The sequence below is a fragment of the Crocosphaera sp. UHCC 0190 genome, from assembly GCF_034932065.1.
GTDB lineage: Bacteria > Cyanobacteriota > Cyanobacteriia > Cyanobacteriales > Microcystaceae > UHCC-0190.
On sequence record NZ_JAYGHP010000001.1, the window covers coordinates 240,066 to 254,235 of the forward strand.

At 38.6% G+C, this 14,170-nt stretch carries 13 protein-coding genes; 7 read left to right on the forward strand and 6 right to left on the reverse strand.

Features of this window, described 5'->3' with window-relative positions; all coding sequences use genetic code 11:
* Positions 1-179 precede the first annotated feature (179 nt).
* The gene (locus VB715_RS01195; protein ID WP_323299367.1) at positions 180-3,683 is read right to left on the reverse strand and encodes an eIF2A-related protein; all 3,504 of its coding nucleotides are present in this window, start codon (positions 3,681-3,683) and stop codon (positions 180-182) included.
* 146 nt (positions 3,684-3,829) lie between these two features.
* Between VB715_RS01195 and VB715_RS01200 the strand changes: the two genes are divergently transcribed.
* Positions 3,830-5,380: a hypothetical protein gene (locus VB715_RS01200; RefSeq protein WP_323299368.1), complete on the forward strand. Its 1,551-nt coding sequence runs from the start codon at positions 3,830-3,832 to the stop codon at positions 5,378-5,380.
* Here VB715_RS01200 and VB715_RS01205 read toward each other — a convergent pair.
* The 3 genes from VB715_RS01205 to VB715_RS01215 all read right to left on the reverse strand — a co-directional run bounded on the left by VB715_RS01205 (position 5,377) and on the right by VB715_RS01215 (position 8,210).
* Entirely contained in the window at positions 5,377-5,883 is a 507-nt protein-coding gene (locus VB715_RS01205; RefSeq protein WP_323299369.1) for a hypothetical protein, read from the reverse strand. The genes VB715_RS01200 and VB715_RS01205 overlap by 4 nt on opposite strands.
* Before the next feature lie 21 nt (positions 5,884-5,904).
* Positions 5,905-7,878, reverse strand: a complete 1,974-nt coding sequence (locus tag VB715_RS01210; protein WP_323299370.1) for a bifunctional aldolase/short-chain dehydrogenase — start codon at positions 7,876-7,878, stop codon at positions 5,905-5,907.
* A 167-nt stretch (positions 7,879-8,045) separates the two neighbouring features.
* On the reverse strand, positions 8,046-8,210 hold the full coding sequence (locus VB715_RS01215) for a short-chain dehydrogenase (RefSeq protein WP_323299371.1): 165 nt from the start codon (positions 8,208-8,210) through the stop codon (positions 8,046-8,048).
* Between the two features lie 218 nt (positions 8,211-8,428).
* Here VB715_RS01215 and phnC point away from each other — a divergent pair, with 218 nt between their 5' ends.
* The 6 genes from phnC (at position 8,429) to VB715_RS01245 (ending at position 12,849) form a co-directional block, all read left to right on the forward strand.
* Positions 8,429-9,166 carry a phosphonate ABC transporter ATP-binding protein gene (gene phnC, locus VB715_RS01220; protein ID WP_323299372.1) on the forward strand — a complete coding sequence of 246 codons (738 nt, stop codon included), beginning with the start codon at positions 8,429-8,431 and terminating at the stop codon, positions 9,164-9,166.
* A gap of 97 nt (positions 9,167-9,263) precedes the next feature.
* On the forward strand, positions 9,264-10,187 hold the full coding sequence (gene phnD, locus VB715_RS01225) for a phosphate/phosphite/phosphonate ABC transporter substrate-binding protein (RefSeq protein ID WP_416336901.1): 924 nt from the start codon (positions 9,264-9,266) through the stop codon (positions 10,185-10,187).
* A gap of 35 nt (positions 10,188-10,222) precedes the next feature.
* Positions 10,223-11,032, forward strand: coding sequence for a phosphonate ABC transporter, permease protein PhnE (gene phnE, locus VB715_RS01230; RefSeq protein WP_323299374.1), 810 nt, complete (start codon positions 10,223-10,225; stop codon positions 11,030-11,032).
* Between the two features lie 16 nt (positions 11,033-11,048).
* Positions 11,049-12,056: a phosphonate dehydrogenase gene (locus VB715_RS01235; protein WP_323299375.1), complete on the forward strand. Its 1,008-nt coding sequence runs from the start codon at positions 11,049-11,051 to the stop codon at positions 12,054-12,056.
* Positions 12,057-12,129: 73 nt separating this feature from the next.
* On the forward strand, positions 12,130-12,492 hold the full coding sequence (locus VB715_RS01240; RefSeq protein WP_323299376.1) for a hypothetical protein: 363 nt from the start codon (positions 12,130-12,132) through the stop codon (positions 12,490-12,492).
* A gap of 36 nt (positions 12,493-12,528) precedes the next feature.
* A complete protein-coding gene (locus VB715_RS01245) occupies positions 12,529-12,849 on the forward strand; it encodes an HdeA family protein (RefSeq protein ID WP_323299377.1) in 321 nt (106 codons plus the stop codon).
* Between the two features lie 77 nt (positions 12,850-12,926).
* Here the strand turns inward: VB715_RS01245 and VB715_RS01250 are convergent, their stop codons facing one another.
* Both VB715_RS01250 and VB715_RS01255 read right to left on the reverse strand, forming a co-directional pair.
* Positions 12,927-13,403 carry a hypothetical protein gene (locus VB715_RS01250; protein ID WP_323299378.1) on the reverse strand — a complete coding sequence of 159 codons (477 nt, stop codon included), beginning with the start codon at positions 13,401-13,403 and terminating at the stop codon, positions 12,927-12,929.
* Positions 13,390-14,022 (reverse strand): GNAT family N-acetyltransferase, encoded by a 633-nt coding sequence (locus VB715_RS01255; RefSeq protein ID WP_323299379.1) that lies wholly within the window; start codon positions 14,020-14,022, stop codon positions 13,390-13,392. Before VB715_RS01255 ends, VB715_RS01250 begins: the two co-directional genes overlap by 14 nt.
* Positions 14,023-14,170 lie beyond the last annotated feature (148 nt).

The following is a 14,170-nucleotide window of genomic DNA, read 5'->3' on the forward strand; positions in this document are numbered from 1 at the left end:
TGAGGGGGTGAGGGAGTGAAGGGGTGATGAGGTGATGAGTTATTATTTTTAATCATCAAATAACTCAATTTGTTTTAAATTTCTAATGTCTCTCAAAATGGCTCAATATTTCCCATTATGAGACAGTATATCATAAAACTTTTCCTTTTGGATCATTAAAGTTGAAATTTCGGGAATTTTTAAGGTTCAGATATTTGATTAAAACAACTGGATAATTTTTCTTGTTCTTGGGGACGGGTGACTAAATAATCATGTAACCAATGACATCCTTGGTCTAAAAGTGAGTTTAAGCGGGCAAATTCTTCTTCTACTGGCCACACTTTTACCATGCCATCTCTAGCGATAGTAAGTATTTGTTGATTATCAGGACTAAATTGTAAACTTTCCACAGATTCTTGATGGCCTTTCATCTTAGTATGAAGATTTCCTTGTTTATCCCACAATCTTACTGTACCATCCCGTGAAGCCGTAATTATATAGTCACCACTGGGACTAAATGCGACACGGGAGATAGGAAATAAATCACTTTTCAGGGTGTTTAATAGTTCCCCTTTTAAGTTCCATAATTTAGCGGTACTATCCTTAGATGCTGTTAAGAAATACTGGCCATCAGGACTAAAGCTTAAGGAATTGATCCGATCTTGATGTCCTGTAAAAGTTTGTAAAAGCTGGCCTTGTAAATCCCATAATTTAGCAGTACCATCGGCTGATCCTGTAGCTATATTTTGACCATCAGGACTAAATATTATCTGATAAATGCTATCATCATGAGCCGTAAAATGCTTAATTAATTGATAGGGTTTTTTCTGAATATTCCATAACCAAACTCCTCCTGAGCGATTAGCGATCGCTAATTTTTGACCATCAGGACTAAAACTAATACTATAAACCCTAACTGTATTGTCATTTAATTCCCCTAATAATTTACCTTGTAAATCCCATAATCTAACGCTTCCATTACTAGCAGAAGTAGCAATTGTTTGACCATCAGGACTAATACTAATCGTATTAACTCCACTACCATGAGCTTCAAATTGTTGTATTTTTTTCCCCTGTAAATTCCAGAGATAAACCATACCACTTTCATCAGCGATCGCTAATAATTTACCATCCTGAGAAAAATCCGCACTGGTAAGATAATTATTGAGGGTATCAAAGCCTTGCTCATTTGCCTTATTGAGTTCCCATAATTTAACCGTTCCATCACTCGAAGCGGTGGCCAAACGGCTTGCCGTCGCATTAATAGCCACATCATAGACAGGATCTTGATGTCCCCTTAATATGGCCACCTCTTGCCCTTGAGTATTCCAGAGTCTAGCGGTACCATCACTTGATCCACTGACTATCCACTGACCATCTCGACTAAAAACCACACTATTGACTAATTCTTGATGACCTTCCAATGTTAAGCGCAAATTTCCCTGTTTATCCCAAATTCTGATCTTACCATCCTTCGCCCCTGTAGCAATAAGTTGACCATCAGGACTAAAACTGATGCTATAGAAAGGAATTGCGTCGTATTGTAAGCTTTTAAGCAATTTTCCTTGGCTATCCCATAATTTTGCTGTACCATCCCGTGAAGCAGTAGCCACAAATTGACCATCAGGACTAAAAGCCACATCATCCACGGATTTTTTATGACCTTTTAAGATAGCCAGTTGTCGTCCTTGTAAGTCCCAAATTCTCGCGGTTTCATCCCGTGAGGTGGTGGCAATACGTTGACCATCTCGACTAAAGGTAACACTATAAACCGAGGCTGTATGGCCTTTGAGGATAGCCAATTGTTTGCCGTTCAAGTCCCACACCCTAGCTGTATCATCTTGAGCCGCGGTGGCAATATGTTGACTATCAGGACTAAAGACAACCCCATAAATATTGCCTTCATGACCCGTTAATAGGGCTTTTTGCCGTCCTTGACTGTCCCAAAGACGTACAGTACCGTCACTGGAAGCAGTGGCTATCCAGCGACCATCTGGGCTAAAATTGACGCTATTTACCGCATCTTGATGGCCCGTGAGTTTATTTTTTTCTTGAATGCGATCAAGAATTTGCTCTAGGGCTAAAATGGGGCTAGTAGCGGGATAATCTGCTAAAAGTCGCCGATCTTCCACTAAGGTTTTCAATTTTTGACCTGCTTCCATGGCAGAGACTAACCCTTCCAGTTGTTCAAATTCAAATTGTCGCCAAGCACTATCCCCAGTCTGTTCTAATTGTGTCCCCATTTGCGCTTCTTTTTGCTTCTGAAAGGCTGATTTTGCTTGGGTAAAGGCAATGGTCGCACCCAGCAAAGAAACGGCTAATATGCCGATTCCTAAGCGGATCATGCGTTGGGCTTTTTGATTGGCTTGGGTTAAGATTTCATTGGCTTGTTGTTGGGCGGCGAGATTGAATTCGGCTTCTCGTTTATCTAAGTTTTGGCTTTCAGTTAAGTATTTATAATCTAAGTTACTTAAACTTTTATCCATGGCCCAACCGAGAGCATCTTTAAGAGCTTGTCCCCGCAATAAACGGGAATCATCTTCATAATTGGAATTGAGCCAAGCGGTAAACATTTCTGAATAGGGACGAATTTTTTCTAGTTCTTTACTGACCCATTTTTGATTAAAAACGTTTTTATAAATAGGATTATAAACCACTAAATGACCATTGCGTTTGACTACTAATCCTGATAATCTTAATTCTGTTTGTTCTGGACTTTCATCGGTTTCCAAGAATTCTTGTTGTAAAATTTGTTGATACATTCCCAGGAGTCTTCCGGCCCGTTTTTCATTCCTAAAAAGTCGATCTCGAATGGTTTTGAGGTGAACGGGTTCATCTTGAGATTCCCAATTTTCAATAATAGATAATTTGACAAAATTTTCGACCCATTTGTCTTCTTGTCCTGGGGGAATAATGGCAGAATTAATTAACAATAAATTACATAATTTTTGAGTTAAGAATGGCTGTCCTCCTGTCCAATTTACAACGGCTTTTAATACTGCCAGAGGATGGGGACTAATGGGGCTTAAACCTGGGGCAAGGGGTTCAATTTCTTCTGGGGTAAATCCTGTTAATTCTATGGGTTGTCCGATATTAAAAGGGGTTTGAGTTTTGTCTTGAATTAAGTCTGAAGGAGTCGCTACACCAAATAAAGAAAAGACTAATCTTTCAAATTTGGGATTTTCTGCTCTTTGATTATAAAAAAAACGAATTAAGGTAAAAAAGTCATCTAAAGAAAATTTTAAACTGAGAACCTTATCAATTTCATCAATAAAAATATAAACCTTTTCTCCCGGACAATGAACTAATAAAACTTCTTCCAAAAACTGACTGAATTTTTGAACTCCTGATAACTCCTCCCGTTCCCGCAACCAGACTTTTAAGTTAACTTTCCCAACTAAATTAAAACCTAAAAATAATTGAGTAATAATGCCACTGTACCATTGTTTTTGGCTTAAATCGCTGCCTAAACTGGTAATATCAACTGAGGCACAACTCATTCCTAGGTCTTGTAATTGGTGCATTGCTCGCACCCTCAAGCTCGATTTTCCCATCTGACGACAATTAAAAACATAGCAAAACTTACCCAAGTTTAAGGCAGTCAATAGGTCTTTATCTGCTTGACGTTCGACATAAGTTGGATGATCAAAAGCGAGACTTCCACCGACTTTATAATTATAAGATTCTTGGGTTGTTAAATTCATCACAAACTGTTAGGTTATTTATTAAGGGAATATCTTAAATTAATTTATTTCTCTTATTCTACCATCTCTCATCTTATCATCTTATCATTTCTCCTCTCACCAACCACCCAATCCTGTTAATCTTATCATCCCAAAAATCCTGATCCATGACCCTAACTAAAATTTCCTCCCGTTCTCAAAAAAAGTTTTTCCGTCCCCGTCTCTGGTTTGAAAAAATCATGGCGTTAATTGTCCTCGCTAATTATAGTATCGTTATTTTTAATTTAACTTATATTCCTCTCCGAGATTTTTGGTTACAGGGGAGGGTACAAATATTTATAAAATTAGGGAGATTTGAGCGAAATATTCCCCCAAAACCCTTAAGAATTTTACCGCCTATTTTTTCAGAAATTATCACCAAATATGATGTAATTAAAGGAATTGAACCTCATCGAGATACGGCTCGATATTTACAAAGAATCGACAATCTTAATGAAGCAGTTAATCAGCAAGTTTTTTCTAATAAAACACCAGATGAAAGACAAAAGGTAACAGAAGAAATTGAGAAAATATTAGCTGATTTGCGACTGAGAAGTCGAGACATGATTAACCAAAATCCTTTTCAGATAGCCAATAAGACGGGAACTTTAGAACGGATAAAAAATAAAATGCGTCAACACATTTTTGAGACAGAAGATAGTTCAGCAACAGAAGCTTTTGAGCAGTTTTGGAGTGCTGAAAACTTCCGTAAAAATGGTTGGCGAGAAGAATTGAACTTTTTTGATGAAAGAATTCGTCCTTTAATCGAGACAAATTATTTTCGTCCTGTGGGAGAAAATGGGCAACCAATTGATAATTTTGGCTTAATAGATTTTCCTTTCTTTTTAATATTTTTAACAGAATTTTTAGCCCGTACTTGGTATATTAGTCGCCGTCATACTGGTGTTAGTTGGTTTGATGCGATGTTATGGCGTTGGTATGATATTTTTCTTTTAATTCCCTTGTTCCGTATCTTAAGAATTATTCCCTTAACTATTCGTTTAAATCAAGCAAAATTAATTGATCTCAAAGCAATTCAAAAACAAGCAAGTCAGGGTTTTGTTGCTAGTATTGCCCAAGACATTACGGAAGTCGTTATTCTTCAAGTCATTAATCAAGTTCAATCTTCTATTGAAGAAGGCATTGTCAGGGATTTACTGATGCAGCAAAATACTCATCAATATATTGATCTTAATGATATTAATGAAACCTCTGAATTAGTGAAATTAATGTCTCATGTCGTGATTGAAAAAGTGTTACCAGAAATTCGCCCTGAAGCAGAAGCGTTTTTACAGTATAATGTCGAAAAAGCCCTAAGCCAAACTCCAAATTATCAAGGCTTAGCCAATATTCCTGGACTCAAAACCATACAAAATCAGCTAACAGAAAGATTAGTCTCTCAACTTTATTATGGTTTATCTGTAGGACTTCAAGGACTCTTAGTCGAAGATACTGAATTTGATCAACTGCTGGAAAAATTGATTGAAAAATTCAGTAAATCTATGGGAAATGAACTCCAAGAAAAGCACAGTATTGAACAAATTGAATCCCTCTTAAATGACTTATTAGAAGAGATTAAAGTTAATTATGTTGAAAGTTTATCCCAAGAAAATGTTGAAGATATATTAGAACAAACCCGCGCCCTTCGCCAAGCCGCAAACATCGCCAATAAAACTTAAAATAATCTACCCTGTAAGCTATAATAACTGAATAAACCCAAACCAAATCCTCCTAAACAAATAACTCCTAATAATGACAAAACTTGCCATTCTGGATAATTTTGTTTTTCTAATTCTAATTTACCTAAAATAGCAGCACATAACAAGATCAAAAATCTCATAAAATCTCCGAGCCATCGTAGCATAAAGACAACAGCAAATGACCAAAACAAAACCGCAAAGATTGCTCGATTATCAGATTTAAACCCACTGCCGAATAAAATTGTTACCAAAGCAACCGGGGCCACTAAACTCGATGTAATTAACAACACGACACAACCTGCTACTATGTGAAGTACGAGAAAAACCGTCTGATCTTCAAAAAACCATCCCCAGGTTTTTCCCCGTTCAACTAACCAATGAGTCCAGGTTGTTACAGAAGCACCAACATACCAGCCAAAGGTACTATAAGTCAGTAGAACAACCCCAAGAGAAAGGAAAGGAAACTTAATTGACTTGATCATTTTAACTATCATGAAATGGAATTAAATAACTCGTTCATTTCCCCCATCTAAAGGAATTTGGGCCGCGGTTATCTTACTAAATAACCCATCACACATTGAGGCAGCTAATTCCGCCACATCTTGACTTGTAACTTCTTCTTTTAACACATTATTGGTTTTATATTCTTGCACTGTCAAACCATAATGTTTGGCCCGCGCCTCTAATACTTCTTCTGTCCAAATACCCGTATCAAAGACCCCGTTAGGATGAATAGAATTGAGGCGAATCTTATCCTTACCCCATTCTAAAGCAGCCACACGGGTTAACTGATTTAACGCCGCTTTTGAGGCAGAATAGGCTGCAACTCCTGGGCCGGGGGCCGGCACGTTTTTCGAGCCAATCACCACGATTCTACCGCCTTTGGGAGCTAATTTTAGGAAGGGGTGTACCTCCCGCATTAAAACTAAATTAGCATCAAGATTAATATTCATAATGCGTCGCCATTGTTCCGTTGAAAGGTTTTCTATTCGACAGGCCGGGGGGAAAATGCCCGCATTGAGGATCATCATATCAATACCCCCAAACTGTCTAATTCCCTGCTCTAAGGCTTGTTTAATGGCGGTTTCATCGGTAAGATCGCAAGGGATACCACAAAAATCAGGGCGTTTATGTAACTGGGTAATTTCCCCGTTAATATCTAGTGCTATCACTGCGGCCCCTCGTTTTAATAGGGACTCTACACAAGCTTTGCCAATACCCGAAGCGGCCCCCGTAACTAGGGCTACTTCCCCTGCAAAAACGGGAGGTTTTCCCCCTTTGGCTAATTTTGCTTGTTCGAGTTCCCAATATTCCACATCAAAGATATCCTGGGAGGGTAAGGCTTCATATCCTTCTAATTCGGTGGCTCGTTGGATAATATCAATGGTATGGTCATAAATATCAGCAACAATGGCCGCTGCTTTGGCATTTTGTCCGATCGCACCTAATCCTAATTCTGGGTCTAAAATTACCCTAGGGGCAGCATCAAGCATCGTTTTCGTCTCTTTAGCTTGGGCCAGATGAGTCTTAAAGTAGTCTTGATAAGCGGTTACATATCCCTGTACATCCCGTCCCAATAGGGGTAAGCGTTTGGTGCGAATAACGTGATCGGGAGTGGCGGGGCCTTGTTGGGAAATGGTCTGAATATCGTCTCTTTGGGCAAATCTTAGGGTTTTTGGGCTTTGATGTAGGGCCAATATGAGGGGAAACCCTGCAGCTTTTGAGACTTGATAACGCAACTCCGCTAAAGTGTGACTTAGGGGGGTTTGGGGGACAGTTACGGGAGTTTGAGGAATATTCCAAGCATCATGTTTTTTTAGATAGTCTTCTGCTTGAGAGACTAACTCAATCATCCCTTGGTAGGATTCTTGGGCGGTTTCTCCAAAGGAAAAGATACCATGATTCATTAATACCATGCCAATCGTATTATCTCCCCTTTGGGCAGCAAATTCTTGGGCGCAGAGACGAGCAAGGTCAAAGCCTGGCATAATGTAGGGGATAATGACGACGCGATCGCCGTAAATGTCCTGTATTCTCTGTCTTCCTTCTGCTGTATTGGTGATGGTAACAACCGCATCCGCGTGGGTATGATCTACATATTTGTAGGGTAAGATGGCATGGAGAATGGTTTCAACGGAGGGAGATGGGCCATTAGGCTGGATCATCTGTGTTTTTAGTTCATTGACCATCTGGGAGTCTGATAATGCCGTAAGTTTGGCTAATTTCAGCAAATGGGGCATTTTTACCCCAGAAAATCCCCCTTCTTCGATGGTAGCTAAATCCCAACCACTGCCTTTAACATAGAGAATTTCTGCCGTTTCCCCAACTAAGTTAGTTTGACGAATTTTAACCGAAGTATTGCCCCCACCATGTAAGACTAATGAGGGATCTTGTCCTAATAATCGGGAAGTATATACTCTTAAGGCTAACTCTGTGGGATATTTAGCCGCATCTTGCTCATTCCACAAACTTTTCATTATCTAGGCGATCGCTTTGAGACTACAACAGCTATTTTTTGCTTCTCAACTGTATAACAATTTGACCCAAGGCCGCCAAAAATACCCAGGATAGTTAAGATTTTAGTCTATCCTGAGTTAGTTGCCAGTCTGAACATTGCCAATTTTGTCAAGTTCTGGTGATTGAATTAGTTTTCAACTGATTTTAAGAGGAAATTATGGCTACGAATGGCATCTTCCCAGTCTAGCAAAGGATCGACGGTTAGACTGGTTTCTTTTTCCAGTAATTCATTGACAAAATTTTCGTATCCTTCTAAAGTATCAAACATTGATGGTGATTGGTTTGTATACATAATTAACCTCTTTATTTTTGGTCGTTACTATTTTTATAAATTTTCAGAGTAGGTTACTCTCGATCATAAAATTTAATCCCCTCAAAGTAAACTCGAAAACCTACGGATTTTAATGATTACCAGTCTTTCCGAAAGAATACTTATCTCCCTTGAAAATAAGAACAATTTTACGGTAGACTTTATCTAAAATTAAGGGTAACTTTTGCCGATTAAAAAAGATGATTCGACTCGACAACCTTGGGGTAACATATCAAGATGGAACCGTAGCACTCCAAAACATTTCCCTTGAATTTACGGAGGGAGAATTTACGGTGATTTTAGGATCTTCTGGTGCGGGAAAATCTACTTTATTACGCTGTATAAACTTTCTGACTTATCCCACCAGTGGTCAAGTGATTTCTCAAACTTTAGGGGTTTTAAATCACCCTAAAATTTTACGGAAACACCGTCAAAGGACAGGGATGATTTTTCAACAGCATCAATTAATTCCCCGACAAACTGCCCTCAAAAATGTGTTAATTGGTCGCTTAGCTTATCATTCTACCCTGAGAAGCTTCTTTCCCTTGCCCAAAAAAGATCAATATATTGCCTTAAATTGTTTAGCAAGAGTTGGGTTATTAGAAAAAGCCTTAACCCCTGTCAATTCTCTAAGTGGAGGACAACAACAACGGGTAGGAATTGCCCGCGCTTTAGCCCAACAACCACGCTTTTTATTGGCAGATGAACCCGTTGCTAGTTTAGATCCTAATACTGCCCATCAAGTATTATCAAATTTACGGCAAATTTGTCAAGAAGATGGCATCGGGACATTAGTTAGTTTACACCAAATTGACCTCGCCTTAGACTATGCCGATCGCATTATTGGGTTAGCTAATGGTACTATTGTCTTTGATGGTAGTTCTTCAGACATCAGACCTGAACAACTGGCAAAAATTTATCAGGTTTCATCCCCTTAAATGTTAACTAGAATACATTGTTAAATAAATAAAAATTATATTAATTTTTGCTGTAGAATGCCTATAATTGATGTTTGAAGTCTTTTAAGAGAGTATGATGTTAAGTCCAAAGCTGAATAAACAATTGACCAGTGTTATTTTATTGGGATTACTAACTTTAGTAGGTTGTAGTGGTTCTAAGGAACAAGTTTCTAATGTTGATAGTGAATCTACAAAAGCTGAGACTAAAGCAAATCCTCAGAAATTAATTATTGCTTTATTACCTGATGAAGCAGCAGCAACCGTAATTCAAAATAATAAAGGACTAGAAACTTATTTAGAAAATAAACTCAATAAAGACGTTGAATTATTTGTCAGTACGGATTATTCCTCAATGATTGAAGCAGCTAGTAAAGGGCGATTAGATTTAGCTTATTTTGGGCCTTTATCCTATGTTTTAGCGAAAACAAAGAGTAATATGGAAGCCTTTGCTGCCTTATCAAAAGATGGAAAAACAACCTATAAAGCGGTAGTTATTGGTAATGCTGAACAAGGAATTGATTCCTATGAAAAAATCAAAGGAAAAACCATGGCCTATGGGGATCAAGCTTCTACTTCTAGTCATTTAATCCCCAAGTCAATGTTAACGGAAAAAGGACTAAAACCAGGGGAAAATTATGAAGAGGTATTTGTGGGGGCCCATGATGCTGTCGCAGTTGCTGTACAGAATGGAAAAGCCCAAGCTGGAGGATTAAGTGAACCCATTTTTACCACATTAATTGAACAGGGAACCATTGATAAAAACAAGGTAATTGTGATTGGTGAATCTCAACCTTATTCCCAATATCCTTGGACAATGCGAGCCGATTTAGACCCTGAATTAAAAACAAAAATTAAGCAAGCATTTCTAGAATTAAATGATGAAAATGTCCTTAAACCATTTAAAGCGGAGGGATTTAAGTCAGTTGAAGATAAAGATTATGATGGGATTAGAAAGTTAGGAAAAGTGCTTGATCTTGATTTTGAAAAGCTCAGTAAATAGCCTTGGAGTTCCTGATTGAATAATACCGAACAATAATGATAAGCAATACAGATAAATTTGAAAGTTTACTCAGGCAACAACAAAGAATCTGGTACAATTCCCTAAGCAAAATTTTGATAATCATAGGAATTATTTTGATTAGTTTTGGGGTCGTTGGTTTATTCGATGGACAACGATTATCGGAGGGAATTCCTGATTTAATTGACATGATTAGAGAAATGTTACCCCCAGATTTTAGTCGTGCTTTAAACTGGATTAAACCTTTAATTGATACCATGGCCATGAGTATTGCAGGTACAGGGATAGCCATTGTTATGTCCTTGTTTATAGCCTTGGGTGCGGCTCATAATACAACCCCCCATTTTTCCATTTATTGGCTATCAAGAATGATTCTAAATATAGCGCGAGCAATTCCTGAATTGATCCTAGGAATTTTATTTGTCGCTGCAGTTGGGTTTGGCACACTTCCTGGGGTATTAGCATTAGGATTTCATTCGGTAGGTATGGTGGGAAAATTTTTTGCAGAATCCATAGAACATACAGATAAAGAACCTATTGAAGCAGCAAGAGCCGCCGGAGCTAATCAATTACAAATCATTTTTCATAGCATTATTCCCCAAGTTTTACCCCAGATTCTTGATGTTACTTGTTATCGATGGGAGTATAATTTTCGAGCATCAATGGTATTAGGAGCAGTAGGAGCAGGTGGCATCGGATTTGAGATAATTGGGGCATTACGTTTATTAAAGTACCAAGAAGTTTCTGCCCTGTTATTGGTAGTCTTAATGATGGTTACTTTAGTCGATAGTTTCAGTAACTATTTACGTCAACAATTAAGTGAATAGATAATATCCTAATAAAATGATACCCAAAGCAAAAGTTGTTATTACCCATTGGATTCATGATGAAGTAATTGACTATTTAAGTCAAACTTGTGAAGTCATTACCAATCAAACGCAGGACACTTTACCCCGTGAAGAAATTATCAAAAGAACAAAAGATGCTGAGGCATTAATGGTATTTATGCCTGATTGTATTGACTCAGAATTTTTAGAGGCTTGTCCCCAATTAAAAGTAATTGCAGGAGCCTTAAGAGGTTATGATAATTTTGATGTAGAAGCTTGTACAAAACGAAGAATTTGGTTTACTATTGTTCCTGATTTATTGGCAGCACCGACAGCAGAATTAACCATTGGATTATTGATTGGCTTAGGGCGAAGAATGTTAGAAGGCGATCACTTAATTCGTAGTGGTCAATTTCAGGGATGGAAACCTCAATTATACAGTACCGGATTGTTACATAAAACCCTCGGTATTGTCGGCATGGGAAAATTAGGAAAAGCCTTAGCCAAACGCTTAGTAGGCTTTGAGATGAACTTAGTTTATACTGACCCCATACCTTTATCTGTCTATCAAGAAACTGCCTGGAAAATTTCGAGAGTATCCTTTGAAGAACTCTTAAATTATAGTGATTATATGGTGTTAGCTGTGCCATTAATTCCTAATACTTATCATCTGATTAATCAAGATAGTTTAGCCCACATGAAACCCCAAAGTTTTATTATTAATCCTTGTCGGGGTTCCGTCGTTGATGAAAAAGCGATTGCTGCTGCCATTGAATCGGGACAATTAGGGGGATATGCTGCTGATGTATTTGAGATGGAAGATTGGGCAATTGCTGAGCGTCCCCAAGAAATTTGTGAAACTTTAAGAACTGATAACCGTCATACATTTTTTACCCCCCATCTTGGCTCAGCCGTTGAGGAAATACGCCGGGATATTGCCTGGGAAGCGGCCACAAATATCCTGCAAGTTTTATCAGGGAAAATGCCTCAAGGGGGGATTAACTTAACCTCGGAAACGAGTTAATGTTTAAGGCACGATCAATTATGATCAAACATGATAAAATCACAAAATCATAGTATCCAAACTTAGTAAAACTATGTCAAGACAAGGAAAAAAACGATTCACAATTGCCACAATTATTGTGGCTAATTTTCTGTTGTTTTCTCCTCATATTACCCTTGCTCAATGGTCATCTCGTTCTCAGTCTTATTGTGAAGGATATGCCAGAGATTTTGCTGATCGCAATGCAAGGGGAGGCTTTTTGAGAGGAGGGGCCAGAGGTGCGGCCAGTGGTGCGGCCATTGGTGCTATTGTTGATGGGGGAAGTGGTGCTGGAACAGGTGCAGCCATTGGTTCAGTTGTCGGTATCATTGGCGGTAGTGCGCGTCGAGCATCAGATTATGATAGCCTTTTTCAACAAGCTTTTAATGATTGTATGCGGGGAGCACCCCTCAGATAACAATTAAGTTTTAATCATCATAATTGAGGAGTTACCATGAAATTAATGAAAAAAGTTTGGGGAATTCTAGTATTAACTGCCATCGTTAGTGAACTGGCAATCATGCCCGGTTATGCCCAAGAAAATGCGGAAGATACCAAAGTTGATTTGAGTAAAGTTAGCTGTCGAGAACTTCTAAAAATGCCAGGGGAAGACAAACGACTAACCCTAGTATTTTTTCATGGATTTATCAGTGCTAAAAAGAATCAAATGATGGTCGATAGCATTGCCTTACGAGAAGCAACCAATCAAGTAACAGATTATTGTATTGATAATCCTGATGCAACCTTAATGAGTGCCTTTGAGAAATATCGTTAGAAAAAGAATTGATAAAGTACCCCAACCCAACTTATAGAGCGTTGGGGTTTCTAACTGAAAAAAATACCAATAATAGATTACAACAATTCGCTTTCACTGCGTACCTTTTTCATCGTTTGGGGGAGTACCCCAACTAATAAGCCAAAAGCCTCATCAGGTAATTGACTGGCTGTATCCACATCAAACCAATGTTCAAATTGGTTGAGAATAACTTGGGCCCGTTGTTGCGGGATAGCATTATCACTAATTTGCTTGGCTAATTTAATCCATTGTCGTCGAATTAAGTAACTATTAACCCTTTCCTGGGAAGTTTTGGCCATGATTAGAGAGAGTTTACCCACAGGAAGCACATCAATCACATCCCCATCAAATTCCGCCCCTATCGCTGCTCCTGGCCCAGCAAATTCAGCATGATAGGGTTTATAAAGAATCAAGCCATTTTTGCGACGGGGGTTAATCACCAATAACTCTTGATTATGCAAACGAGATAAAATATCCTTCACTTGTTGTTCTCGTTTCTGCTCCGGTTCAAGGTTGATTTCAGGGTCTGACATCGCAGGTTTCTCCCTCATGAATGGTTAGGGTTTTTTGTAACAATAACCGTCGTGGACTTTGAAAGAGCCAATTTTGCCAACTGAGTTCGTTTTCTAACAGTTGATAACCACTGGCAAGATAGAGTTGTTTGGCGGCATCGTTATTGTCTAAAACATGGAGATTTAGGGTTTTATATCCCCATTCCCAGGCAATTTGTTCACATTTCAGCAGTAAATGACGGGCTACTCCCTGTCGTCGATGACTCTGAAGTACCGCTAAATTACTAATGTAAGGGTAATGGGTATTCAATCCTGTTTTCAGGGTTAACTCGATAGTACCAATGACCTTTTCCGGTTCTCCCGTTACGGTTGGCATAATTTCAATGGCGACTAAACAGCAATAATGAGGCGCAGCAGTCCGTAAGCGCGATCGCAGATCTTCAGAGACGCTTAATTGTAACAAGGGTTGTAACACAGACAACCGTCCTGAATGGGGATGAAAACTTTGGGTTAGCACCTCAGCAAGTTTTTTCACATCCTGTAATTGGGCTTTTCTGATAGTGGTTTGAGACCCCTTGACGGGGATTTCCCCTAACTCAGAAGCATGAGACAAAAAAGATGATAACCCACACCAATTCACAAACTCTCCCCAGGGATTTTTACAATATGCGATCCTGTTTTTATTATCGCTTACGCCCATTAGAATTGTTACCCAGTCAAAATAATTAAATTATATCAAGGATTAAAGGCCATGGGTATGGATGGGGGGAGATGTTATTTGAAACTTT